Genomic DNA, 23,418 nt, shown 5'->3' on the forward strand with positions numbered 1-23,418 from the left:
CAACGTCCGTTGCGAACTTATATATAAAGGAGAATCCATGTCATTCGCTTGCAAACCCCTGCTCGCCGCCGTCGCGCTGGCCATCGGCCTGGCCGCGTCCGCCCAGGCCGCCGACAAAATCGTCATCGCCCACCGCGGAGCCAGCGGCTACCTGCCGGAACACACGCTGCCGTCCAAGGCGCTGGCCTACGCCCAAGGGGCGGATTATCTGGAGCAAGACCTGGTAATGACCAAGGACGACAGGCTGATCGTGCTGCACGATCATTACCTGGACCGCGTCACCGACGTGGCCGAACGCTTTCCCGAGCGCGCGCGCAAGGACGGCCGCTATTACGCGATCGACTTCACCCTGGCCGAGATCAAATCGCTGCGCTTCACCGAAGGCTTCGACATCGACAAGGGCGTCAAGCGACAGACCTACCCCGGCCGCTTCCCGATGGGCAAGTCCGATTTCCGCATCCACACTTTTGAAGAGGAAATCGAATTCATCCAGGGCCTGAACCACTCCACCGGCCGCGACATCGGCCTGTACCCGGAGATCAAGGCGCCGTGGTTCCACCGCCAGGAAGGCAAGGACATCACAGTGAAGGCGCTGGAAGTGCTGAAGCGCTACGGCTACACCGGCAAGAACGACAAGGTCTATCTACAGTGCTTCGACTTCAATGAACTCAAGCGCATCAAGACCGTGTTGATGCCCAAGGCCGGCATGGACCTCAAGCTGGTGCAGCTGATCGCCTATACCGACTGGCAGGAAACCTTCGAGCAGAACGCCGCCGGCCAGTGGGTGAACTACAGCTATGACTGGATGTTCCGTCCGGAAGGCATGAAGGAAATCGCCAAGTACGCCGACGGCATCGGCCCGCAATACCCGATGCTGATAGACAAGGCCTCGACGCCGGGCAAGATCAAGCTCACCGGCATGAGCCGCGCCGCACACGCCAACGGCCTGGCGATCCACCCCTACACCCTGCGCAAGGACGCGCTGCCGGCCTACGCCAAGAATATGGACCAGTTGCTGGACGCGGTGTACAACCGCGCCCAGGTGGACGGCGCCTTCAGCGACTTCCCGGACCTGGCGGTCAATTTCCTGCGCCGTCAAAAACAGCATCGTTAAGCGGCGGCTCCGGAAGCCGGCGGCCGCCGGCTTTCAAAACCAGAATCCGCTGATCGCACACACCGAAATAAGCCTCAAGTTTCCGCCGACCGCGCCGAAAATATGGCCATACTGAGGGACTGGCATCCCTCCGCATCGTTGCGCCCATTGGCGCGACAAACAACAAGCCTGCATGGCTTCCGTGCCTACACGCCCTTTATCGCTTAGGAGCGCAACATGTCCATTAATCCCTTGAACGGCCAGAGCGGGGCCGACCTGCCGCTGAAACAAAGCGGCCAAAGCGCCGCCACAGCGCCAACAGGCAGCAGCTCCGCTACCGCGCGCAATCAATTGAACGCGCAACTGGTGGCCAATCTGGACGTTTCCACCAACACCGACGGCAAATCGCTGTCCCTGCTCTACCGCACCGCGATCGACAGCATCAATCAGATCCTCTCCGATCAACTGAACGCCGCCGGCGGCAGCGGCGGGGCCGACAACACGCAAAGCGCCCAGGGCGCTCAGCAAACGCCCAACATCCTGCAGCAGAAGTTGAGCGAGGACAATTCGCCGGAAGGCACGTCCCAGCGCATCTTGTCCGGCGCGCTCAGCTTCTTCAGCACCTACGCCAAGCAGCATCCGGAGCTGAGCCAGGAAGAGCAGGCCAAGAATTTCGTCGACATCGTGCGCGGCGGTTTCGAAAAAGGCTATGCCGAGGCCGTGGACGTCCTCAACGGCCTCAAGGTGTTCAACGGCAATATCGCCGACGAGGTCAAGAAAACCCGCGATCTGGTCAATAAAGGCTTCGACGATTTCGTCGCCAGCATGAAGCCCCAGCAACAGAGCGACTCCAACGCCGGCTGATGGATAGCGGCGTCTTAATCAATAGTTTGTTTAAACTTCGTATATTGTTAAATTAAAAATAAAGTTTCCGCCGGCCCTGCCGAAAATAAGGCATGGCCGGGGAAACGAATCAGACCCAGACTGCGTTTCCGGCCGAACGCCGCCAGCCAGACCGGCGGCATGCTCGCAAGGAGACCGTCATGCCCATCCTGCCTGTTACCCTGACCCAGGCCGGCCGTTCCGCCGGACACTCGCTCTCGCAACAGGAGCATGGCGGAAAGCAAGGCCGCCAGCGCGAGCCCGCCCCCGCCTCGGCCAATCCCGTCGCCGACAGCCGTTTTTCCGCCGACAAGCAATTTCTGGACTTATTCCACCACGCGGTAATGGACCCGCTCAGCTGCGCGCTGGACCTGCCGCTAATGGGCAAGGACCTGCTGACCGGCCTGGGGCTGGAACACAACCCCTGCTACGCGGCGGAACGGATCATGCGCGACTTCTACCAGCTGTTCGCCCTCTACCGGCAGCAACACCCCAAACAATCGCCGATGCAACAGCTGTTCATCTTCCTGGCCGTCGCGCGGCAAAGCCTGGAGTGCGGCTTCAATGAAACTCATCAGGTGCTGGAAAGCATGAATATGCTTCATGTCGCTTACCACGACCTGGTCTCGGCCAAAGAGCAGGTGACGGTGGCGCTGATCAATTTCGGTCAGCCCCCGGTCCAGAAAGAGACTTAAAAGGTGCTTACGATCTCTCGGGCTAAGGCGAGACAAGGCGAAAGCGGCTGAAAAAGCGGAGTGTGCGCACGGTGCATGAGCATTTTGAGCTTGCACTCACCATGCAACGCTTCACGAAGCGCAGCAGATCGTAAACAGGTTCTTAGGGGGTTGCTCCCCCCTGCACGCCCCACACCTTCTGCAAACACCAAGCTCCCCTCTTCCATCTTTGCCAAGCACAGCCGCGCGCCGCGTTCTTGCCCCATATCAATCTTGATTCATCTAAAAATATGCTCATTCATATTTTTTAGTAAATTATAATTTTGTTATTTACATTGAGCTGGATATGGAATTACTGATAGGCACGATAGTCACGCTGCTGGTGGGCCGGGCTATTTTCAAAGGCTACTCCGCCACCGGCGTGCTGATGCTGGGCGGCCTGGCGCTGCTGGTCGCCACCGCCTTGCAAGGCTTGCCGGTATTGCCCAAAAACGTGGCCGCCACCGGTCACGCCGCCACCGACATCGCCGAGTTCGTCAAATCCCTGCTCAGCAGCCGCGCCGCGGACCTGGGCCTGATGGTGATGGCGCTGTGCGGCTTCGCCGGCTATATGACCCATATCGGCGCCAACGACATGGTGGTCAAACTGGCCTCCAAGCCGCTCAGCCGCATCAAGTCCCCTTACGTGCTGATGGTGGCGGCTTACTTCGTCGCCTGTCTGCTGTCGCTGGCGGTGTCTTCCGCCACCGGCCTGGGCGTATTGCTGATGGCCACCTTGTTTCCGCTCATGGTGAACATGGGCATCAGCCGCGGCGCGGCCGCGGCCATCTGCGCATCGCCGGCGGCGTTGATCTTGTCGCCCACCTCCGGTGACGTGGTGATTGCCGCCCAAGCCTCGGGCATGCCGCTGATCGACTTCGCCTTCAAGACCACGCTGCCCATTTCCCTGCTGGCCATCGCCGGCATAGGCTGCGCCCACTTCTTCTGGCAGCGCTACCTGGACCGCAAGGAAAACCTGCCGCTGACGCGCCAGGACGTGCACGAAATCGTCACCGACGCGCCGGCGCTGTACTGCCTGCTGCCGTTCACGCCGATTGCCGGCGTGCTGGTGTTCAACGGCAAACTGGCTCCGGAACTGCACATCGTCACCGTATTGATCCTGTGTATCGCGCTGGCCGCGCTGGTGGAGTTCCTGCGCCATCGCCGCGCCGCGCCGGTGTTCGCCGGACTGGAAGTAGCTTACAAAGGCATGGGCGACGCCTTCAGCAGCGTGGTGATGCTGATCGTGGCCGCTGGCGTGTTCGCCCACGGCCTGTCCGCGCTGGGCTTCATCAATCAGTTGATCGGCCTGGCGCAGTCCTTCGGCTCAGGCGCCATGGTGTTGATGCTGGTGCTGGTGGCGATCACCACGCTGGCGGCGCTGACCACCGGTTCCGGCAACGCCCCCTTCTACGCCTTTGTGGAGCTGATCCCCAAGCTGGCGGCCGAAGCCGGCATCAACCCCGCCTTCCTCGCCATCCCCATGCTTCAGGCGTCCAATCTGGGCCGCACCGTGTCGCCGGTGTCCGGCGTGGTGGTGGCCTGTGCCGGCATGGGCCAGGTGTCGCCGTTCGAGATCGTCAAGCGCACCTCGGTGCCGGTGATCGTCGGCCTGGTGATTGTGGTGCTGGGCACGCTGGCGCTGGTGCCGGCCTGAGAACTTGTTCAAAGTCTGCTGCCCGTCGGCGATACGGCGTTGAAACGCCGTTAAACCCATCGCTCGACAAAGACAAGACGGCCGCCCGCGGGCGGCCGTTTCTCATTGCTCAAGGGAAAGCTTACTGCTGAGCCGGGGTGTTTTCGGCGAAGTATTCGTGGCTGTCCGCGTTGTTCAAGGCCTGGGTCGGGTTGGTTTTCGCCAGGTTCTTGGCGCCGGTCTGACCATAGACGTGATCGCTGGTGCCCGCCACCACGGTGAAGTGAGACAGCTCATGCACCAGGGTGCCGCCCTTGGAGTCGGTGCCGCTGGTCGGCGCGGTCCAGAAAGCGCCGCACAGATAGATCTTGTACGGTTGCGCAGGATAGACGTAGGCGTAAGTGCCGGCCTGGGTGCAACCGCAATCGATGCTGATCGGTTTGGTGTCCAGCGCGTCCTTGATGCTGACATAGTGGGACTTGGCGGTGTTCCAGTTGGCCAACGTGTAATTGCCGAACCATGTGGTGTAGCGCGGAGTGCCGGACGGAGAACCGGACAAATAGCTGACCGAATCGTTGGCCATATTGATGGCCGCGCTGACCCCGCCGTTGGTCTGGCTTTGCTGGGTCACCGAGCAATTGGCCGCGTAAGTGACGCTGGACGCGGCGGTCTTGCGGCTGAGAATGGACCATTCGCGCTGCGCGTCCAGCGACTGCTTCAGCAGCTTGCTGGTGCGGCCGGCCACCGACACGCTGGCGGTGTTGGAACTCAACACCTCGTCGGCCACCGCGGCGTCCGCGCCGGAGGCGATCTTGGCGTTAAGCTGCGGCGCGGGACGGTTCAGCACGCGGGAGCTGGCCGCCAGAAAGCGCACGTCGAAACGGCCGCTTTTCGACATATCGTAGTAGTCGGACACCTTGACCTTGACACTCAGCGAAGCGCCCGGCGCCAGCGCCACGGTATCCTTGATGGTGGGGACAGCGCGCTTGTAACGCGGTCCCAGATAGCTCACCGGCTTGCCGTCGCGGCTCACCTCGAAAATCTGTTCCTGCAGTTCCTGCCCCGGCACATACCACTTGTAGATGCGCAAGGTTTCCTTGCCGGTATTGCGGTAATTCAACACCACCTCGACATCCTGGTCCGCCGCCACCGAGGCCTGCTGCTTGGCCACGCTCACTTGCAGATCATGCGCCTGAACCAGGCCGCACCCCAAAGCCATCACGAACAACGGAATCGGCAACAATTTTTTCATTGATCTTCTCCTGGTGGGACCACCGGCCAGTCCCGCCGCGCTTGTGGCCCGGCAAGGCTTCCCGCACTCCCAACCCCTTTGTCATCACGTGTTTATTAAAATGGGCCGCAAACATATTTCGAATGCGAAAGTCATTAATTACATGACGAAGACATGATTTCAATCAAGAAAAGCGCCCCTGCCGACACAGAATCGGCGGCTGTCTGATTTTTGGCACGCTTCATAAAACAGCCTGTTCTAGGTTAAAGTATTGGGTTGCCCTGCTTGGTGAGACCGATCCAGGCAGGCGACATGCCGGAAGGCCCTCGCCGCGCCCGGCTCCGCAACTCAACCTTCGACTGTTTATCGAATGGCGAACACAATGAATCAGACACCTGAAAAGGCTCTGGTCGTCCTTTCCGGCGGCCAGGACTCCACTACCTGCCTGTATTGGGCCTTGCAAACCTTCGGCCATGGCAATGTCGAGGCCGTGACCTTCGACTACGGCCAGCGCCATCGCGTCGAGCTGGACTGCGCGCGCAAGATCGCCGCGCTCGCCGGCGTGCGCCAAACCGTGCTGCCCATCGACACCTTCGCCGCCATCGGCGGCAACGCGCTGACCGACGCCGACATTGCGCCGGAAGATGGCGCCCGCGACGACGACGCGCTGCCCAACACCTTCGTGCCCGGCCGCAATCTGATCTTCCTGACCTTCGCCGCCGCGCTGGCCTATACCCGCGGCGCGCGCCACCTGGTCGCCGGCGTCGCGCAGACCGATTATTCCGGCTATCCCGATTGCCGCGAAAACACCCTCAAGGCGCTGGAAGTGGCCTTGCGGCTGGGCATGGACAGCCGAGTGGAGCTGCACGCGCCACTGATGTATCTGTCCAAGGCGGAAACCGTCGCTTTGGCGCAACAAGTTGGCGCGATGGACGCATTATCCTGGAGCCACACCTGTTATAACGGACAGGTGCCGCCTTGCGGCCATTGCGCGTCTTGCGAGTTGCGCGCCAAGGGTTTCGCCGAAGCCGGCGTGCCCGACCCGCTGATCGTCCGCTGCCAAACTCGCCGGGAGGACTAAGATGCACACCTCCAACTTGATCGCCGGCGCCCGCTTCGAAGCCGCCCGGCAGGTGAACGGCGCGTCCGATCTCACCGCGCGCCCGCACGGCCACAGCTTCCGCGTCATCGCCCGCGCCGATGCCCAATACCCCGGTCACGAACAACTTCAGGCGGCTTTGGACGCCGCCGTCGCGCCGCTGGACTACGCCGACCTGAACCGCCAGCTGACCCAATGCGACGATCTGGCGCTAGCCGCCCACCTGCGCACCGCCCTGCCCTGCCCGGCGACGCTGAGCCTGCAAAGCTCGCCGCAACGCGGCGTGGCCCTGGACGGCGACACCGCTCTGAATTGGATACAGGTTCAGTTCGAAGCCGCCCATCAACTGCCCCATGTGCCGGCTGGCCACAAATGCGGCCGTCTGCACGGCCACGGCTTCGGCGTGCGCCTGGCCGCCGACGCCAGGCTAAGCGGCCACCCGCGGCTGGAAGCCGCCTGGAAGCCGTTGTTCCTGGAACTCAATCACCGCTACCTCAACGACATCGCCGGCCTGGACAACCCCACCAGCGAAGTGTTGGCGCAGTGGCTGCACCAGCGGCTGGCCGACACGCTGCCGGGTCTGGCATGGGTGGAGGTGCGCGAAACTCATAGCGCCGGCAGCCAGTTCGACGGCCAGCGCTTCCGCATCTGGAAAGAGCAGCGCTTCGAAAGCGCCAGGCCCTTCGACGACAAGGGCGCCTACACCGGCCACAGCTACCTGATCCGGCTGATGCTCAGCGGCGAACTGGACCAGGCCATGGGCTGGCTGCTGGACTTCGGCGACGTCAAGGACCGCTTCAAGCCCCTCTACCGCCAACTGGACCACAATCCGCTGGACCAGCTCAGCGGCGTGCGCGGCGGCGACAGCGCCTCGGTGGCGGAATGGGTGCACGCCCACCTGTCCCCGCTGGTGCCGGAACTGGCGCGCATCGATCTGATGGAGCAAGAGCTGCGCGGCGTGTCGCTGATGTTCCGCGATGCCATGCGCTGGCCGCTGCTGTAAGAACCTGTTTACGATCCGCTGCGCGTCGTGGAGCGTTACACGGTGAGTACGTCTTCAGAAATGCTCATGTACCGTATGTACACTCCGCTTTCTCAGCCGTTTTCGCCTTGTCTCGCCTTAGCGCGCAAGATCGTACACACGCTCAAGCCCACCTCATTCATGTAGAGAACGCACTGTGACGACTTACACGGTCAAGGAAATCTTCTATACGCTGCAGGGCGAGGGCCGCCAGGCCGGCCGCGCCGCGGTGTTCTGCCGCTTTGCCGGCTGCAATCTGTGGTCCGGCCGCGAAGAGGACCGCGCCAAGGCGGTCTGCCGATTCTGCGACACCGACTTCGTCGGCGTCGGTCCGGACGGCGGCAAGTTCAAGAGCGCGGCGGCGCTGGCCGAGCGCATCGCCTCGGAATGGCCGGCCGGCGCGGGCGGCACGCCCTATGTGGTGTGCACCGGCGGCGAGCCGCTGCTGCAGCTGGACGCCCAGCTCATCGCCGAACTACACCAGCGGGGCTTCGAAGTGGCGGTGGAAACTAACGGCACGGTGGCCGCGCCGCCGGGGCTGGACTGGATCTGCGTCAGCCCCAAGGCCGGTGCGGAACTGCTGCTGCGCAGCGGCGACGAACTCAAGCTGGTCTACCCGCAGGCGACGCAGATGCCGGAAACCGTAGAACAGCTGGACTTCGACACCTTCTATCTGCAGCCCATGGACGGTCCGAACCTTGCGGCCAACACCCGCGCCGCCATCGCCTACTGCATGACGCACCCGCGCTGGCGGCTGTCGGTTCAGACACATAAAGTTACCAATATCCGCTGAACTTGCCGGGCCCTTCGGGGCCCAATCTTTATCCGCCTCCCCCGCTCCACTTCGCTCCTCCCTCAAAAAATATCGCGTTCCGCTGTAATAAGGCCTCGCCAACATCGACTCATGGCCAGGAAGGACTGCCGACCACATCTGGCGCCGCGATAAAAAAAATCGCGACTACAGTGTAAGAAGCCGGAAACGACCCCGACTTAATGAATGTCCGGACCCGGCAAGCTTTCTCAATGCGAGAGCCCGGCAGACTGGCTCGTTTATAATCACCCCATCATGATTCGGCCTCCGGCCGTTAAACAGGAGAAACACCATGAGTACCAGCAAAACCCTGATCGCATCCGCCCTCGGCGCCGTCGTCGCCCTCGGCGCGCTGGCCTCCGCTCCGGCGGCCGCCGCCGATAAAGAGAAATGCTACGGCATCGCCCAGGCCGGCAAGAACGACTGCGCGTCCGCCACCGGCGCGCACTCCTGCGCCGGTCAGGCCAAGATGGACAAGGACCCGGGCGACTGGAAATACGTGGCCAAAGGCAGCTGCGAGAAAATGGGCGGCAGCACCGCTCCCAAGAAGTAAGCCGGATCCGTCCGGCGCGCGGCCTTCGTCGCGCGCCGGACGGAGTCTGAACGAAATCTGAAAGAACGAATTTTAAATTCATGTAGTCTCAGCGAGGTTTGCCAACCGCCGGCCTGGAAATGCGCTCCAAGGCGGGCCCGCACCTACCTCACAGGAGACTGACATGAACACCACTCGCAAACTGCTTGCCTCCGCCGTCGGCGCCGTCATCGCGCTGGGCGTCGCCGCCTCGGCCCAGGCCGAGGACGCGCCGCAGCCCACGGAAAAATGCTACGGCGTCACCCCGGCCGGCAAGAACGACTGCGCGTCCGCCGACGGAGCCCATTATTGCGCCGGCGAAGCCAAGGTCGACAATGATCCCAATGAGTGGCACAACGTGCCCAAGGGCACATGCGAGAGCCTGGGCGGCCGCACCACGCCGCCGCCCAAACAATCCTGATCGTGCCGCCGGGCTGCCACCGTGGCGGGCGACCCGAGGGGAATGATTATGGAAACAAAGCTTCCCGCGGTCTGCGGCATCGGCCTGCGCGCCCCGCACTATCGCGAAGCGCTGGACAAGCGCCCGGACCTGGGCTGGGTGGAAGTGCACAGCGAGAACTTCTTCGACGGCGGCATGCCCTGGAGCATGCTGCGCGAAGTGGCCGCCTGTTGGCCGCTGTCGCTGCACGGCGTCGGCCTGGGCCTGGGCTCGGCCGCGCGTCCGGACCCGGCCCATCTGGCCTCGCTCAAGCGGCTGGTGGACGCCGTGCAGCCGGCGGCGGTGTCGGAACACCTGTCCTTCAACCATTCCGAACGCCGCTTCGTCAACGACCTGCTGCCCATTCCCTATACCCGCGAATCGCTGGCGGTGATCGCCGGCCACGTCGCGGAAACCCAGGACGCGCTGGGCCGCCCCATCCTGCTGGAAAACCTGTCCAGCTATCTGGAATTCCCCGGCAACGAGATGCACGAGGGCGAATTCCTGGCGGAACTGGTGCGCCGCACCGGCTGCGGCATCCTGCTGGACATCAATAATCTCTACGTCAACCGCGTCAATCTGGGTGTGGACACGGACGCGGTGCTGGACGCGCTGCCGGCGGCGGCGATAGGCGAAATCCACCTTGCCGGCTATAGCGAACGCGAAGGCATGCTGGTGGACACCCACAGCCAGCCAGTGCACGACGGCGTCTGGCAACTGTACCGCGAGGCCATTGCCCGGCTGGGGCCGCGCCCCACCTTGATCGAATGGGACCTGGAGATTCCGCCGCTGGCCACCTTGCGCGGCGAGGCCGCCAAGGCTCAAGCCATCCTGGAGGCCGCGCATGAACTGGTCTGATTGGCAGGCGGAGCTGCTGGAGCGGATCGCCGATCCGTCTCTCTCGGCGGAAACCGCGCCGGCGCTGAACCCGGCCGGGCTCGCGGTTTACCGCAACAACTACCGGGTGGGCTTGATCGACACCCTGGCCTTCATCTACCCGGTCTGCCGCCAACTGGTGGGCGGGGACTTCTTCACCGGCCTGGCCCGCGTCTTCATCGGCGGCCACCCGTCGCTCAGCGGCAATCTGCACCTGTACGGCGCCGCCTTCGGCGACTTCGTCGCCGGTTTCGAACACGCGCGCGAACTGCCCTATCTGGCCGACGTCGCTCGGCTGGAATGGCGGGTTCACCGCGCCTACTACGCCGCCGACGCCGCGCCGGCCGACAGCGCCGCGCTCGCCGCCTTCCCGCAACAGCGCTGGGGCGAACTCAAGCTGCGGCCGCTGCCCGATGTCGCCGCCCTGCTCAGCCCTTGGCCGGCGGCGTCGATCTGGCTGGCCCACCAGCGCCAACCGGTGGAACTGAACGTGGACCTGCACAGCCAGCCGGAGGCGATGCTGATCTACCGCCTACAAGGCCGGGTTCAGGTCGAAATCGTCGGCGCCGGCCTGGCCGCGCTGCTACAGGCCTTTCGCGACGGCGCAACGCTGGAGGCCGCGGTGGAACAGGCGCTGGCCGCCGAAGCGGACTTCGACCTGCAGACCGGCCTGCTGCGGCTGTTCCAGCAGCGCCTGATCCAAGACGTCACACTGTAAACACGCTTAAACCCTAAGAGCCTGTTCACGATCTCGCGAGCTAGAGCGAGACAAGGCGAAAACGGCTGAGAAAGCGGAATGTACGAGTGGTACATGAGCATTTCGAAGGCGCACTCACCGTGTAACGCTCCACGCAGCGCAGCAGATCGTAAACAGGTTCTAAGCACCGAATCTCATCCAAGCTTGCGGGCATGGAGGGGATACGCACGCCCGCGGCTTGCCATGCGCCGCCGCTGAACCATACTCAACACACAGGAGACACCCGCCATGAACCCCTTGACTTGCTCCCGCCTCAGCACCCCGTACCGCTGGCTGATCCGCGGCGGCGACCTGCTGCAGCCGCTGCTCTTGCTGCTGTTCCGGCTGTGGATCGCCAATGTGTTCTTCAAGTCCGGCCTGACCAAGATAGACGACTGGGATACCACCATCCTGCTGTTCACCGAGGAATACCACGTGCCGCTGCTGCCGCCGGCCGTCGCCGCGGCCTTGGCCGCCGCAGGTGAACTGGGCCTGTCCGCGCTGCTGGCGCTGGGCCTGGGCGGGCGGTTCGCCGCCGCCGGCCTGTTCATTCTCAACGCGTTGGCCGTGATCAGCTACCCGGGACTGACCGAAGCCACGCGCGAATTCCATTACTACTGGGGCATGCTGATCGCCGTGGTGCTCGCCTTCGGCCCCGGCCTGCTGTCCGTGGACGCGCTGCTGCGGCGCTGGGCCGGACGCTGCGCGGCACGGGACTGAGCCAGCCGCCAACGCGGCGTGGCATAATGTCCGCTCCAACACGCATTGACCCGCCACGCCATGAGCCTCGCCTATACCCTGGTGATCCAAGCCGACACGCTGGACCCGCATCATCTGCATGAACTGGCCCACCTTGTCGAGGCCACCCATATGGACCATCCCAGCCCCAGCGTGGCGCGCCTGCGCGGCGCGGCGCCGGCGCAACGGGCCGCTGCGCTGGCGCTGTGCGAGCAATGGGGGTACGACGGGGCTTACGTCGAAGCCGGCCGCAGCTTCGCCGATTTCGGCCTGCTGGTGTCGGATATGGACTCCACCCTGATCACCATCGAGTGCATAGACGAAATCGCGGACATGAACGGCCTCAAGCCGCAGGTGGCGGCCATCACCGAGCGCTCGATGCGCGGCGAACTGGATTTCGCCGCCTCGCTGACCGAGCGGGTGGCGCTGCTGCGCGGGCTGCCGGAAAGCGCGCTGGAACAGGTCTATCGTGAAAGAGTCAAGTTGATGCCGGGCGCCGAGGCGCTGCTGGCCGCCTGCAAGCGCCACGGCGTCAAGTTCATGCTGGTGTCCGGCGGCTTCACCTTTTTCACCGACAGACTGAAAGCCGAGCTGGGCCTGGACTTCGCCTACGCCAATCAGCTGGAGATCGAAAACGGCGCCTTGACCGGCCGTGTGCGCGGCCCCATCGTCGACGCCGCAGCCAAGAAGCGCTTGCTGATCCAGCAACGCGAAGCGCTGGGGCTGAAGCCGGAACAGGTGCTGGCGATGGGAGACGGCGCCAACGATTTGCAGATGCTGGCCGAAGCCGGCGTCGGCGTGGCCGTGCACGCCAAGCCGGTGGTGCGCGCCCAGGCCGACATCGCCGTCAATCACGGCGGCCTGGACCGCATCCTGAACCTGTACCACTGAACGGCCACAGCGGGAGCCGACCAATGAGCTTATTTCCTGAACTGGACAGCGCCAGCTTCGACGCTGAATTGCCGTTCTCGGTCCAGCCCCTGCCTGGCGGGATCTGCCCGGCGCGCCAAGAGCGCGAAACCCGGCTGGCGCTGCGGGTGCTGGCCGCGCCCACCGAAACCCTGCCCGAGGCGGACCCGATGCTGGTCAGGCTGGAGGCCAAGCTGGATCTGGCGCTGGAAGTGTCGCTGTTGTCGCGTCACCCGGAACGCCCGCCTCTGACGCCCTGCCGGCTGGGCCTGGACAGCATCGCCTGGATCTCAGACCACGCCAACCACGGCAGCGAACCGGTGCTGGTGGCCTTATGCCCCAATCCAGACTCCGCGCTGCTGCTCTTCCTCGCCGCCCGCATCAGCACGGTGACGCCGGGCGAAAACGGCAATTACCTGATCCGCGCCGATATTTCCGGCGCCTTCGACGAGGCCACCCGCCTGCTGTGGGAGAAGTGGGTGTTCCGCCGCCATCGCAAGGCGATACTGGAACGCTAAGAGCGTGTTTACGATCTCGCGAGCCAAGAGCTCGCGGGCAAGGGGCGAGACGAAACCGTACTCACCGTGGGGGGCCTCACGAAGCGCAGCAGACTTTGAACAGGTTCTTAGCCCTGGCGCGGAAAAGCGATCAAATGATCCAGTTCCAGCCGGATGCCTATCGCCTCCCCCACCGCGTGGTCGTGATGGCTGGGCACCTGAGCCAGCACCCGCTGGCCGGACGGCAGCGCCAGCGTGTAATGGAACTCCGCCCCGCGGAACACCTTGGCGCAGACCAGGGCTCGCGTCGGGCTGGCGTCGTCGTGCTGCACATCGTCGGGCCGCACCAGCACATCCACCTCGTCCCCGGTTTCGAACTGCAAGGGCACAATGCCGCAGAATTCGCCTATCTCCAGTTCCACACAACGCGGCCCGGTCACCTTGCCGTCCAGGAACACGCCCTGGCCGATGAAGTCGGCGACATAACGGGTGGCCGGCTCGTGATAAAGCCGGTACGGCGCGTCCCACTGCAATAGCCGGCCCTGCTGCATTACCCCGACGCGGTCCGCGATGGCGAAGGCCTCGTGCTGGTCATGGGTCACCATGATGGCGGTGGCGCCCTGGCTTTTCAGGATCTCGCGCACCTCCCGCGAGAGGCGTTCGCGCAAATCCACGTCCAAGTTGGAAAACGGCTCGTCCAGCAACAGCAGGCTGGGTTTGGGCGCCAAGGCGCGCGCCAGCGCCACCCGCTGCTGTTGGCCGCCGGACAGCTCGTGCGGGTAACGCCGCGCCCACTCCGCCAGCCCCACCACCTCCAACACCTCCAGCACCCGCGCCGCGCGCTGGCTCTTGGGCAAGGCGTCCAGGCCAAAGCCGACATTGCCGGCCACGGTCAGGTGCGGGAACAGCGCGTAGTCCTGGAACACCATGCCAATGCGGCGTTGATGCGCCGGCACTTGCTCGCGGATAGAACTGATCACCTCCCCGTTGAGCCGGATCTCCCCGCCCAGCAGGCTCTCGAAACCGGCAATGCAGCGCAACACCGTGGTTTTGCCGCAGCCGGAGCTGCCCAACAGGCAAGCGATCTCGCCCGCCTGCAATTCGAAACTCATATTGTCGACCACGCGAGTCTCGCCGTACTTCTGGCTGACCAGGTCGAACTCCAGCAACGCTTGCATATCCATCCGCTTCATCTCAGACCGCATCCTTCTGCCGCGACAGCACCCATACCGGCAACAAGCCGGCCAGCACGATGGCCACCGCCGGCAAGGCCGCGCGCTCCCATTCGCCCTCGGTCGTCAAATTGAAAATCCTCACCGCCAGCGTGTCCCAACCGTAAGGCCGAGTCATCAAGGTGATCGGCATCTCCTTCATCACATCGACGAACACCATCAGCGCCGCGGTGAACAAGCCGCCGCGCAATAGCGGCAGATGCAGCCGCGCCAACAAACGCAGGCCGCTGTAGCCCATATTGCGCGCCGCCTCTTCCTGGCTGCGGCTGATGCGATGCATGGCCGCATCCACGGCGGAGTGCCCCACCGCCAAAAAACGCGCCGCATAGGCCAGCATCAGCACCAGCAAAGTGCCCTTGACCACGGCGCTGGCGTCCTCCGCCAGCCACGGCCGCAGCCAGTCCAGCAATAGATTGTCGAACCAGGCCACCGGCACGAACACCCCCACCGCCAGCACCGTGCCCGGCACCGCGTAGCCCAGCGTCGCCAGCCGGCTCCACAGCCGGGTCCAGCGCGTCGGATCGCGCCGCGTCGCGTAACTCAACAGCAGGGCGATGAAGGCCACCAGGACGGCGGCCATCGAGGCCAGCAGCAGCGAGTTGGCCACATGGCCGAAAAAGTCCGCGTCCAGATCCTCGGCCAGATGAGCGCCGGCCCAAACCAGCAACTGACCGAAAGGCAGCGCGAAGGCCAGCGTCAGCACCAGCGCGCAGGCGGCGGCGGCCAGCCAGCCGGCCGCGCCTTCCAGGCGCAAACGCGGCTGCGGCGCCGCCTTGCCGGCCTGGGTATAGGCGCGGCGCCCGCGCGAGCGTTGCTCCAGCCATAGCAGCAGCAACACCATCAACACTAGCAGCGAGGCCAGCTGTTTGGCCGCCGGCAAGGAGAACAGGCTGAACCAGGCTTTATAGATGGCCGAGGTGAAAGCGTCGAAATTGAAAATGGCCACGGTGCCGAAATCCGCCAGCGTCTCCATCAGCGCCAGCATCAGGCCGCCGGCGATCCACGGCCGCGCCATCGGCAAGGCCACGCGGCGAAAGCCCTGCCAGCGCGACAGGCCCAGCGACTGCCCCACTTCCAGCGCGCGCCGGCCCATGGTGGCAAAGGCGTTGCGCGCCAGCAGGTAGACATAGGGATAAAAAGCCAGCGACATCACCAGGATCACGCCCGGCGCGGAACGGATATTGGGCACCCAGGACGAATCGCCGAAACGCTCGCGCAGCCAGGTTTGCACAGGCCCGGTGAAATCGAACAGGCCCAGTTGCGAAAACGCCAGCACATAGGCCGGCATCGCCAACGGCAGCATCAACGCCCAGTGGAAGAAACGACGACCGGGAAAGTCATGCACCGCGGTCAGCCAGGCCAGCGGCACGCCCAGCAGCAGCACGCCGGCGCCGACTCCGCCCGTCAGATACGCGGTGTTGAGCAGCAGCTCCGGCAAGGTGTAATCGTACAGATGCCGCCACACTTCCCAGTCCGGCGCCAACAGCGACCATAAAATCACCAGCAAGGGCGCGACGGTGAGCAGGCTGACGCCAAAGGCCAGGCCGCGCCAGGGCGACAGAGAACGAATCATCGGCGGAGAAACCATGTCAAAAACGCGGGGAAACAAGCAAAGACAGCCCGCCGGGGCTTTGGTGCCCGACAGGCTGTAAAAAAATACGGGCCGGGTCGGCCCGTCAAAGTTTATTTATATCCGACGCGGTCCATCAACTTCACCGCCTCCGCCTGGCGCGATCCGGCGTTGGCGACATTGATGTAGCTGTGCTTGAAATCGCCCCAGGCGGCCACGCGCGCGTCAGGCTTGACCTTGGGGTTGACCGGGAATTCCATGTTCACATCGGCGAACATATTCTGCGCCTTGGCGCTGGACAACCATTCCAGGAACTTCAACGCGCCCTTTTCGTTCTTGGCGTGCTTGACCACGCCGGCGCCGGAAATGTTCACATGGGTGCCCTTGCCCGCCTGATCGGCCCAGAAGATGCCCACCGGCAGATTCGGCGATTTTTCCATCAGGCGGCCGTAGTAATAGGTGTTGGCGATGCCCACTTCGCACTGGCCGGCGGCAATGGCTTCCAGCATCTTGGTGTCGTCCGGGAATTCGCGAGTGGCCAGATTATCCACCCAGCCCTTGACCACTTTCTCCGTCTTCACCGGGCCCAGGTCGGACAGCATCATCGCCACCAGCGACTGATTGTAGACCTTCTTGGACGTGCGCAGACACAGCTTGCCCTTCCACTTGGGGTCGGCCAGGTCGGCGTAGCTGGACAGTTGGCCCGGCTTCACTTTCTGGGTGTTGTAGAAAATGGTGCGCGCGCGGATGGACAGGCCGTACCACTCATGGCCGGGGTCGCGCAGATAGGACGGGATGTTGGCGTCCAGCAGCGGCGACTTCACCGGCTTGAACAAACCCATCTTGGAGGCCTGCCACAGATTGCCGGCGTCCACGGTCAACAGCAGATCCGCCGGGCTGTTGCTGCCCTCGGCGCGCAGGCGCTCCATCAGCGGGCCTTCCTTGTCCGACACCAGCTTGATGTTGACGCCGGTTTCCTTCTTGTAAACCTCGATGATGGGCTTGAGCAGCTGCTCGGCGCGAGCGCTGTAAACCACTACATCTTCCGCCACGGCGTGACCGGCGAACCCCGCCAGAACGGCGGCAAGCATCAAGTGCGTTTTCAAGGTGTGTCCCCTGTTGGGTTGAGCGATAGGAATCAGAGCCTCAATTAAGAGCCTGTTTACGATCTGCTGCGCTGCGTGGAGCGTTACACGGTGAGTGCGCCTTCGAAATGCTCATGTACCGTGTGTACATTCCGCTTTCTCAGCCGTTTTCGCCTTGTCTCGCTCTAGCTCGCGAGATCGTAAACGGACTCTAACAAAAATGAGAATGCTTATCAATCTAGTAAACACTCGCATCTTAGTTTTAATCAAAACAAATAAGAAAACCCGCCGCGGCGGGTCTTCTTGCTGCATCCCGGCGCTATCGCGCCCGGGCCTCACACATCTTCGGAATCGCCCCAGCCGCTGCGGTCGCCGATATTGAACACCTTGTCTTCCGGCACCACGTCGCCGGCGCCCAGCGTCGGCTCCGCCGCCAGCCGCGCGTAGATAGGCGCGAAGTCCGGCGCGGTGGCGTCGAACAACTGCTTGAAGCTGTCGATGACGAAATAGGTTTTCTGGAAAGTGTCGATGCGATAGCGGGTGCGCATGATGCGTTCCAGATCGAAGCCGACACGGTTGGGGCTGGCGCTGTCCAGGCAGTACACCGACTCTCCCTTGCTGGACACAATGCCGGCGCCGTAGATCCGCATGCCCTTGGGCGTGTTGATCAGGCCGAACTCCACCGTGTACCAGTACAAGCGCGCCAGCATCGGCAAAGCGCCCAGCGCCTTGGCCTTCATGCCGCCCTTGCCGTAAGCCTCCAGATAGTCGGCGAACACCGGGTTGATCAATAGCGGCACATGGCCGAACAAGTCATGAAACACATCGGGTTCTTGCAGGTAGTCCAACTGGTGCGGCTCGCGCAGCCACCAGGTCACCGGGAAGCGTCGGTTGGCGAGGTGCTCGAAAAACACGTCGTCCGGAATCAGTCCGGGCACCGCCACGATTTTCCAACCGGTGGCCGCCATCAGTTTTTCGTTCAGCTTGGCGAAATCCGGCACCCGGTCCGCGTCCACGCCCAGGCGCTCCAGACCTTCCAGGAATTCGTCGCAGGCGCGGCCCGGCAGCATCTCGCTCTGGCGGCGGTACAGCGTGGCCCAGGTGGCGTGGTCGGCGGCGGTGTAGCGCTCCAGCGGTTGCGGCAGGGTGAAATCCGCGCTGTCGTGGCTGAGTCCGACATTCTTGCGAGTGGTGATGTCGGGCACGACGAAATCGGCTCGGTCGTTCATGGCGGTGGGTCCGGATATTTAGGTGGATAACTCTAGTTTAGGCCCGGAGCCATGCGGGAAGACCGCAAAATTTGCCTGCATGCGATTTTTTTTGCACACTTGCCGCATATAACCGCCATGAAACGCTCACTATGCGCAAAATTGAATTAGACCGCTTCGATTACCAGATTCTGGAAGCGCTGCAACACGACGCCCGCGTCACCCATCAAAAGCTGGCCCAGCAAGTGGCCTTGTCCGCGTCCCAGATCGGCCGCCGCATCCAGCGCATGGAGGAAAACGGCGTGATACAGGGCTATCAGGTGGCCTTGAAGCCGGAACAGGTCGGCTTGTCCGTGATGGCTTTCGCCCACGTCAGCCTGGAGCGCCACAGCGAAAGCGCCTTGCAGGAGTTCGCCCAAGCCATCAACGAACTGCCGGAGGTGCTGGAATGCTACGCCGCCGCCGGCGAGGCGGACTACCTGCTACGCATCGTGGTGCCGGACCTGCCCTCGCTGTCCACCTTCGTGATGAACCGCCTGATGCGGCTGTCGCTGGTGCGCAGCGTCAAATCCACCATCGCCTTGAACGCGATCAAGCAGACGATGAAGCTGCCGCTCTCGTCGGTGCCGGAATGAAGAACGGCGGGGAATCCCCCGCCGTTCTTCTAGAACTTGTTCAAAGTCTGCTGCGCTTCGTGAAACTTGGCACGGTGAGTACCGCTTCGAAATGCTCATGTACCGCTTGACCATTCCGCTTTCTCAGCTGTTTTCGCCTTGTCTCGCTCTAGCTCGCGAGACTTTGAATAGGCTCTTAAAACCGCCTCAGCGCTTGAGCTTGGCGAACGCCGCCGCCATCGCGGTATCGCCGGCCGGTTGCTGGCCGCGCTGGCGATCGCCGCCGCGCCGGTCCTGCGCGCGCGGGCCGTCGTTGCGCGGGCCGCGGCTATTGCCGGCGCCCGGCGTGTCGTCCAAGCGCATGGTCAGCGCGATGCGCTTGCGCGCCGCGTCCACCTCCATCACCTTGACCTTGACCACATCGCCGGCCTTGACCACCTTGCGCGGGTCGTCGACGAACTTGTTGGACAAGGCCGAGATGTGAACCAGTCCATCCTGATGCACGCCGATATCGACGAAGGCGCCGAAGTTGGCGACATTGGTGACCACACCCTCCAACACCATGCCCGGCTGCAGGTCCTTGATGTCCTCGACGCCGTCCTGGAAGGTGGCGGTCTTGAACTCCGGACGCGGGTCGCGACCCGGCTTGTCCAGCTCGCGCAGGATGTCCATCACCGTGGGCAGGCCGAAGCGTTCGTCGGTGTAGTCCACCGCCTTCACGGTTTTGAGGAAGCCGGAATCGCCCAGCAGCGATTTCATCTCGCGGCCGGTTTTGAGCACAATCTGCTCCACCACCGGATAGGCTTCCGGATGCACGGCGGAGCCGTCCAGCGGGTTATCGCCATCACGGATGCGCAGGAAGCCGGCCGCCTGTTCGAAGGTTTTGTCGCCCAGCCGCGGCACTTTCAGCAATTGCTTGCGGCTGCGGAAGGCGCCGTTCTGATCGCGGTAGGACACGATATTGGCCGCCAATGTGGCGTTGAGGCCGGAGATGCGGGTCAGCAGCGGTATAGAGGCGGTGTTGACGTCCACGCCGACGGCGTTGACGCAATCCTCCACCACAGCGTCCAAGGCGCGCGCCAATTGACTCTGGTTGACGTCGTGCTGGTACTGGCCGACGCCGATGGACTTGGGATCGATTTTCACCAGTTCGGCCAGCGGGTCCTGCAAACGGCGGGCAATGGACACCGCGCCGCGCAGTGACACGTCCAGGTCCGGGAATTCTCGCGCCGCCAGTTCCGACGCCGAATATACCGAAGCGCCGGCTTCGGACACCACGATCTTGGTCATGCCCAATTGCGGATAGGCGCGGATCAGCTCCTGCGCCAGCTTGTCGGTTTCCCGGCTGGCCGTGCCGTTGCCGATGGCGATCAGATCCACGCGATGACGCGCGCACAAGGCGCCCAGCACCGCCAGCGAACGGTCCCAATCGCGGCGCGGCTCGTGCGGATAGATGGTGGCGGTGTCCAGCAGCTTGCCGGTGCCGTCCACCACCGCCACCTTGCAGCCGGTGCGCAGGCCCGGGTCCAGGCCCAAGGTGGCGCGCTGGCCGGCCGGGGCCGCCAGCAAGAGATCATGCAGATTGTCCGCGAACACCTTGATCGCCTCGGCGTCGGCGGCGTCCTTGAGCCGCGACACCAGTTCCAGCTCCAGCGACAGGAAAATCTTGGCGCGCCAGCACAAGCGCACGGTGTCCAGCAGCCATTTGTCGGCCGGACGGCCGGCGTCGCGCACGCCGAAGCGCGCGGCGATCAGTTGCTCGTAGGCGGAGCGTTCGGTGATCGGGGTTTCGTCCGGCTGGTATTTCAGCGCCAGACTCAGCACGCCCTCGTTGCGGCCGCGCAATAACGCCAGCGCGCGGTGCGAGGGCGTGGCGCGGATGGCTTCGCGGTGTTCGAAATAATCGGAAAACTTGGCGCCCTCGTTCTCCTTGCCAGCCACGACCTGGCCAACCAGCTCGCCCTCGTTCCACAGCTTTTCGCGCAGTTGGCCCAAGAGCTCAGCGTCTTCGGCGAAGCGCTCGATCAGGATGGCGCGCGCGCCGTCCAGCGCCGCCTTGGCGTCGGCCACGCCGGCTTCGGCGTTGACATAGGCGGCCGCGACGACGTTGGGGTCCTGGCTAGGATCGGTCAACAGGCCGTCGGCCAAGGGCTCCAGCCCGGCTTCGCGCGCGATCTGCGCCTTGGTGCGGCGCTTGGGTTTGTAGGGGAGGTAAAGGTCTTCCAGCGCGGTCTTGTTGTCCGCGGCGTAGAGCGCGGCTTCCAGTTCGGGGCTCAGTTTGCCTTGCTCGGAGATGCTGCCGAGGATGCTGACGCGGCGCTCGTCCAGCTCGCGCAGATAGACCAGGCGCTCGGCCAGCGTGCGCAGCTGGGTGTCGTCCAGGCCGCCGGTGGCTTCCTTACGGTAGCGGGCGATGAAGGGAACGGTGGCGCCGCCGTCTATCAGGTCGATGGTGGCGGCGACTTGCGCCTCGCGGACGGAAAGTTCGGCCGCCAGGCGGCTGGAAATGCTTTTCAACATCGGTTTTTATTCTTTCGAGTTGAACAAAAACCGCTACTGTACCGCCATCGCCGACAAAATCAACCGGGACGCCGCGTCGGACGTCCCGAAATCAGCGCCCCGGACAAGTCAGGTACCCGCCGCCACCGGGCTTTCCAACCAGGCCTGGGCCTCTTCCGCGGTATCAAAATACTGAGTGCGGGTATTGGACAACAAGCCGGCGATGTGGGCGGCCAGCTTGATCCAAACATCGCTGACCACCAGCGCCACGCGGCCGACGTGATTTTCATGGGCGCGCATGAATTTGACCTCTTCCAGCGCCATGTCCAGCGTGAAGTCCTTCAGTTCGGTCAGGTCCAGCAGCAGATCGGGCTTTGCACGCTCGGACTGGCGCTTGAGCAGGGCCTCCTCCAGCAGCTTGAAGTCCGCCAGCGTGAATTCGTTGTACAGCGCCACGTCCAGGCCGTAGTGTTGTTCGCGTATCGAGATCATGTCCTTCTCCTTTGCTGTGTCGCTTTCATTTTAAGGCTTGGCCGCACTGGCGCGGCAAGCTTTTTCAGCCGGCCGGCGGCGTCTTGAGCCAGGCGGCTAGCCGCCCGCGGGCATTGCGGCAGGGCGAGGCGGTATTGAACTGAATCATCCGCCCTCGCGTCCATTTGTCGTACCAGGGGCCGCCGTAAAGCGCCTCGTCGGAATAGCTCTCCACCAGCGCCTCTACCTGACGCTGGCTATCGTCCAGCATCGCGCGCAGCCTCGCCCAGTCGTCGACATCCCCGTAATCGCGGTAGAACCTCTGCGCCAGCAGGCCCAGCTGATTCCAGCGGTAGCCGGTGTCGGGAAAGTCTATAGGCAGGCCATCCCGCTCCAACCGATGCCACTTCAGCACCAGCGCCTGCCAGCCCAGCAGATAGGCCGTCAGGTCCGCGGCGCTCATCCGGCTGCCCTTGGCGTGCCCATCCAACTCCTGAGCGAAGGCGCGCTCCGGCGGCACCCGCGCCAGCACCGCGCTCAAGCGCCGGTATTCGTCCCTCATCGCCGCCAACAAGGCGGCCTTGTCCGCAGGCACCGTCATTGCCGTCCCCTCGCCGCGTCCGGTCAAACGCCGGACCATGGTTGCAGCTTAACGCCGGCTGGCCAACATGCCGCTGACGATGATCAAACCCATCGCCACCAGGCCGGCGGCGCTGAGCGGGTCGCCCCACAAGCCGACGCCCAGCAAAGTGGAAAACACCACGGTCAGGTAAGACAGATTGGCGGCCAAGAGCTTGCGCCCCACCTTGTAGGCGCGGGTCATCGCCAATTGGGCGATGGTGGCGGTGGCGCCCAAGCCCAGCAGCAGCCACGCGTTCTCCAGCGTCACCGGATGCCAGGTTTCAAACAGCATCAACAGCAGGCCGCCCAGCGTGGAAATCAGCGCGAAATAGAACACGACCTTCCATTCCGGCTCGCCCTGGCGGCCCAGTTCCCGCACATGCAGATAGGACCAGCCGGCCAGCAGGCCGGAGCCGACGCCAAGCAAACCGGCCACCCAGGCCTCGCTGGACAAGGTGGGCCGCAGCAACAGCACCACGCCGACAAAGCCCAGCGCCAGGCCGGCCAGCGCCTGCTTGGGCAGGCGCTCGCGCAACAGCGCCACCGACAGCAGCGCCAGGAACATCGGCGAGGTGTAGTTGAGCGTCACCGCCGTGGACAAGGGCAAATGGGCGATGGCGTAGAAATACAGCAATAAGGAAGCGTAGCCGATCAGGCCGCGCTGCACGTGATAGCGCAGCAAGGGCGTGGAGAAGCGCTCGCGCCGCCACAAAGCCGCCGCGCCCAGCGTGACCGCGCCCACCAGAGTGCGCCAGAACACCAGCTCGGTGGAGGAGAAATATTCGGCGCCCAGCTTGACGAACACCCCCATCAGGCCGAAAAACACCGCCGCCACCACCATCCAGCCCGAACCCAGGCGCCACTTT

The 23,418-nt window shown here is 63.7% G+C and carries 24 protein-coding genes; 15 read left to right on the top strand and 9 right to left on the bottom strand.

From position 1 onward, the window contains the following. Nucleotides 1-37 precede the first annotated feature (37 nt). The 4 genes from glpQ (at nt 38) to dcuC (ending at nt 4,345) form a co-directional block, all read left to right on the top strand. On the top strand, nt 38-1,114 hold the full coding sequence (glpQ, locus tag GYH29_RS16260) for a glycerophosphodiester phosphodiesterase (RefSeq protein WP_161524136.1): 1,077 nt from the start codon (nt 38-40) through the stop codon (nt 1,112-1,114). A 216-nt stretch (nt 1,115-1,330) separates the two neighbouring features. Then, entirely contained in the window at nt 1,331-1,957 is a 627-nt protein-coding gene (locus GYH29_RS16265) for a DUF5610 domain-containing protein (protein ID WP_081557137.1), read from the top strand. 179 nt (nt 1,958-2,136) lie between these two features. Further along, nucleotides 2,137-2,670, top strand: coding sequence for a DUF5610 domain-containing protein (locus GYH29_RS16270; RefSeq protein ID WP_161524137.1), 534 nt, complete (start codon nt 2,137-2,139; stop codon nt 2,668-2,670). Between the two features lie 325 nt (nt 2,671-2,995). Beyond that, nucleotides 2,996-4,345 (top strand): anaerobic C4-dicarboxylate transporter DcuC, encoded by a 1,350-nt coding sequence (dcuC, locus tag GYH29_RS16275; protein ID WP_043590342.1) that lies wholly within the window; start codon nt 2,996-2,998, stop codon nt 4,343-4,345. Nucleotides 4,346-4,466: 121 nt separating this feature from the next. Here the strand turns inward: dcuC and GYH29_RS16280 are convergent, their stop codons facing one another. Next, entirely contained in the window at nt 4,467-5,576 is a 1,110-nt protein-coding gene (locus GYH29_RS16280; protein ID WP_161524138.1) for a M35 family metallo-endopeptidase, read from the bottom strand. A 361-nt stretch (nt 5,577-5,937) separates the two neighbouring features. Here GYH29_RS16280 and queC point away from each other — a divergent pair, with 361 nt between their 5' ends. The 10 genes from queC to GYH29_RS16330 all read left to right on the top strand — a co-directional run bounded on the left by queC (nt 5,938) and on the right by GYH29_RS16330 (nt 13,273). Further along, entirely contained in the window at nt 5,938-6,636 is a 699-nt protein-coding gene (gene queC / locus GYH29_RS16285; RefSeq protein WP_043590351.1) for a 7-cyano-7-deazaguanine synthase QueC, read from the top strand. A 1-nt stretch (nt 6,637) separates the two neighbouring features. After that, complete coding sequence (locus GYH29_RS25210) at nt 6,638-7,657, top strand: 6-pyruvoyl trahydropterin synthase family protein (protein WP_161524139.1); 1,020 nt, start codon at nt 6,638-6,640, stop codon at nt 7,655-7,657. 175 nt (nt 7,658-7,832) lie between these two features. Then, nucleotides 7,833-8,468: a 7-carboxy-7-deazaguanine synthase gene (gene queE, locus GYH29_RS16295; RefSeq protein ID WP_161524140.1), complete on the top strand. Its 636-nt coding sequence runs from the start codon at nt 7,833-7,835 to the stop codon at nt 8,466-8,468. 310 nt (nt 8,469-8,778) lie between these two features. Further along, on the top strand, nt 8,779-9,039 hold the full coding sequence (locus GYH29_RS16300; RefSeq protein ID WP_043590359.1) for a BufA1 family periplasmic bufferin-type metallophore: 261 nt from the start codon (nt 8,779-8,781) through the stop codon (nt 9,037-9,039). A gap of 163 nt (nt 9,040-9,202) precedes the next feature. Then, on the top strand, nt 9,203-9,478 hold the full coding sequence (locus tag GYH29_RS16305) for a BufA1 family periplasmic bufferin-type metallophore (RefSeq protein WP_161524141.1): 276 nt from the start codon (nt 9,203-9,205) through the stop codon (nt 9,476-9,478). Nucleotides 9,479-9,526: 48 nt separating this feature from the next. Next, on the top strand, nt 9,527-10,354 hold the full coding sequence (bufB, locus tag GYH29_RS16310) for an MNIO family bufferin maturase (protein ID WP_231138311.1): 828 nt from the start codon (nt 9,527-9,529) through the stop codon (nt 10,352-10,354). Then, nucleotides 10,341-11,090: an HvfC/BufC N-terminal domain-containing protein gene (locus GYH29_RS16315; RefSeq protein ID WP_161524142.1), complete on the top strand. Its 750-nt coding sequence runs from the start codon at nt 10,341-10,343 to the stop codon at nt 11,088-11,090. The genes bufB and GYH29_RS16315 overlap by 14 nt, the downstream gene beginning before the upstream one ends. Before the next feature lie 267 nt (nt 11,091-11,357). Beyond that, complete coding sequence (locus tag GYH29_RS16320; RefSeq protein WP_161524143.1) at nt 11,358-11,828, top strand: DoxX family membrane protein; 471 nt, start codon at nt 11,358-11,360, stop codon at nt 11,826-11,828. Nucleotides 11,829-11,888: 60 nt separating this feature from the next. Further along, nucleotides 11,889-12,737: a phosphoserine phosphatase SerB gene (gene serB, locus GYH29_RS16325; RefSeq protein ID WP_043590365.1), complete on the top strand. Its 849-nt coding sequence runs from the start codon at nt 11,889-11,891 to the stop codon at nt 12,735-12,737. Nucleotides 12,738-12,760: 23 nt separating this feature from the next. Continuing rightward, nucleotides 12,761-13,273, top strand: coding sequence for a hypothetical protein (locus tag GYH29_RS16330; RefSeq protein WP_161524144.1), 513 nt, complete (start codon nt 12,761-12,763; stop codon nt 13,271-13,273). A 107-nt stretch (nt 13,274-13,380) separates the two neighbouring features. Here GYH29_RS16330 and GYH29_RS16335 read toward each other — a convergent pair whose 3' ends face one another. The 4 genes from GYH29_RS16335 to phhA all read right to left on the bottom strand — a co-directional run bounded on the left by GYH29_RS16335 (nt 13,381) and on the right by phhA (nt 18,368). Then, entirely contained in the window at nt 13,381-14,445 is a 1,065-nt protein-coding gene (locus GYH29_RS16335; protein WP_231138310.1) for an ABC transporter ATP-binding protein, read from the bottom strand. A gap of 1 nt (nt 14,446) precedes the next feature. Further along, a complete protein-coding gene (locus GYH29_RS16340) occupies nt 14,447-16,057 on the bottom strand; it encodes an ABC transporter permease (RefSeq protein ID WP_019100252.1) in 1,611 nt (536 codons plus the stop codon). Between the two features lie 110 nt (nt 16,058-16,167). Continuing rightward, nucleotides 16,168-17,160 (bottom strand): extracellular solute-binding protein, encoded by a 993-nt coding sequence (locus GYH29_RS16345; RefSeq protein WP_039753549.1) that lies wholly within the window; start codon nt 17,158-17,160, stop codon nt 16,168-16,170. A gap of 314 nt (nt 17,161-17,474) precedes the next feature. After that, nucleotides 17,475-18,368 (bottom strand): phenylalanine 4-monooxygenase, encoded by an 894-nt coding sequence (phhA, locus tag GYH29_RS16350; RefSeq protein ID WP_161524145.1) that lies wholly within the window; start codon nt 18,366-18,368, stop codon nt 17,475-17,477. Between the two features lie 131 nt (nt 18,369-18,499). Between phhA and GYH29_RS16355 the strand changes: the two genes are divergently transcribed. Further along, entirely contained in the window at nt 18,500-18,982 is a 483-nt protein-coding gene (locus tag GYH29_RS16355) for an Lrp/AsnC family transcriptional regulator (protein ID WP_043590381.1), read from the top strand. 186 nt (nt 18,983-19,168) lie between these two features. Here the strand turns inward: GYH29_RS16355 and GYH29_RS16360 are convergent, their stop codons facing one another. The 4 genes from GYH29_RS16360 to GYH29_RS16375 form a co-directional block, all read right to left on the bottom strand. Then, nucleotides 19,169-21,481 carry a Tex family protein gene (locus tag GYH29_RS16360; protein ID WP_161524146.1) on the bottom strand — a complete coding sequence of 771 codons (2,313 nt, stop codon included), beginning with the start codon at nt 21,479-21,481 and terminating at the stop codon, nt 19,169-19,171. 108 nt (nt 21,482-21,589) lie between these two features. Beyond that, a complete protein-coding gene (locus GYH29_RS16365; RefSeq protein ID WP_019100258.1) occupies nt 21,590-21,952 on the bottom strand; it encodes a SpoIIAA family protein in 363 nt (120 codons plus the stop codon). Between the two features lie 64 nt (nt 21,953-22,016). Then, nucleotides 22,017-22,532: a ClbS/DfsB family four-helix bundle protein gene (locus tag GYH29_RS16370; protein WP_161524147.1), complete on the bottom strand. Its 516-nt coding sequence runs from the start codon at nt 22,530-22,532 to the stop codon at nt 22,017-22,019. A 48-nt stretch (nt 22,533-22,580) separates the two neighbouring features. Continuing rightward, nucleotides 22,581-23,393, bottom strand: coding sequence for a DMT family transporter (locus tag GYH29_RS16375; protein ID WP_161524600.1), 813 nt, complete (start codon nt 23,391-23,393; stop codon nt 22,581-22,583). Nucleotides 23,394-23,418 lie beyond the last annotated feature (25 nt).

This window comes from Chromobacterium haemolyticum, from assembly GCF_009936155.1.
Classification (GTDB): Bacteria; Pseudomonadota; Gammaproteobacteria; order Burkholderiales; family Chromobacteriaceae; genus Chromobacterium; species Chromobacterium haemolyticum.

Excerpts from the sequence above, each read along its gene's own strand:
- phhA (WP_161524145.1), bottom strand. The coding sequence starts at position 18,368 with ATGAACGACCGAGCCGATTTCGTCGTGCCCGACATCACCACTCGCAAG.
- GYH29_RS16360 (WP_161524146.1), bottom strand. The coding sequence starts at position 21,481 with ATGTTGAAAAGCATTTCCAGCCGCCTGGCGGCCGAACTTTCCGTCCGC.
- GYH29_RS16300 (WP_043590359.1), top strand. The coding sequence starts at position 8,779 with ATGAGTACCAGCAAAACCCTGATCGCATCCGCCCTCGGCGCCGTCGTC.
- GYH29_RS16355 (WP_043590381.1), top strand. The coding sequence starts at position 18,500 with ATGCGCAAAATTGAATTAGACCGCTTCGATTACCAGATTCTGGAAGCG.
- GYH29_RS16320 (WP_161524143.1), top strand. The coding sequence starts at position 11,358 with ATGAACCCCTTGACTTGCTCCCGCCTCAGCACCCCGTACCGCTGGCTG.
- GYH29_RS16365 (WP_019100258.1), bottom strand. The coding sequence starts at position 21,952 with ATGATCTCGATACGCGAACAACACTACGGCCTGGACGTGGCGCTGTAC.
- glpQ (WP_161524136.1), top strand. The coding sequence starts at position 38 with ATGTCATTCGCTTGCAAACCCCTGCTCGCCGCCGTCGCGCTGGCCATC.
- GYH29_RS16305 (WP_161524141.1), top strand. The coding sequence starts at position 9,203 with ATGAACACCACTCGCAAACTGCTTGCCTCCGCCGTCGGCGCCGTCATC.
- GYH29_RS16315 (WP_161524142.1), top strand. The coding sequence starts at position 10,341 with ATGAACTGGTCTGATTGGCAGGCGGAGCTGCTGGAGCGGATCGCCGAT.
- GYH29_RS16370 (WP_161524147.1), bottom strand. The coding sequence starts at position 22,532 with ATGACGGTGCCTGCGGACAAGGCCGCCTTGTTGGCGGCGATGAGGGAC.
- bufB (WP_231138311.1), top strand. The coding sequence starts at position 9,527 with ATGGAAACAAAGCTTCCCGCGGTCTGCGGCATCGGCCTGCGCGCCCCG.
- GYH29_RS16375 (WP_161524600.1), bottom strand. The coding sequence starts at position 23,393 with ATGGTGGTGGCGGCGGTGTTTTTCGGCCTGATGGGGGTGTTCGTCAAG.
- GYH29_RS16265 (WP_081557137.1), top strand. The coding sequence starts at position 1,331 with ATGTCCATTAATCCCTTGAACGGCCAGAGCGGGGCCGACCTGCCGCTG.
- GYH29_RS16270 (WP_161524137.1), top strand. The coding sequence starts at position 2,137 with ATGCCCATCCTGCCTGTTACCCTGACCCAGGCCGGCCGTTCCGCCGGA.
- GYH29_RS16330 (WP_161524144.1), top strand. The coding sequence starts at position 12,761 with ATGAGCTTATTTCCTGAACTGGACAGCGCCAGCTTCGACGCTGAATTG.
- dcuC (WP_043590342.1), top strand. The coding sequence starts at position 2,996 with ATGGAATTACTGATAGGCACGATAGTCACGCTGCTGGTGGGCCGGGCT.
- GYH29_RS16335 (WP_231138310.1), bottom strand. The coding sequence starts at position 14,445 with ATGAAGCGGATGGATATGCAAGCGTTGCTGGAGTTCGACCTGGTCAGC.
- GYH29_RS16340 (WP_019100252.1), bottom strand. The coding sequence starts at position 16,057 with ATGATTCGTTCTCTGTCGCCCTGGCGCGGCCTGGCCTTTGGCGTCAGC.
- GYH29_RS25210 (WP_161524139.1), top strand. The coding sequence starts at position 6,638 with ATGCACACCTCCAACTTGATCGCCGGCGCCCGCTTCGAAGCCGCCCGG.
- GYH29_RS16280 (WP_161524138.1), bottom strand. The coding sequence starts at position 5,576 with ATGAAAAAATTGTTGCCGATTCCGTTGTTCGTGATGGCTTTGGGGTGC.
- serB (WP_043590365.1), top strand. The coding sequence starts at position 11,889 with ATGAGCCTCGCCTATACCCTGGTGATCCAAGCCGACACGCTGGACCCG.
- queC (WP_043590351.1), top strand. The coding sequence starts at position 5,938 with ATGAATCAGACACCTGAAAAGGCTCTGGTCGTCCTTTCCGGCGGCCAG.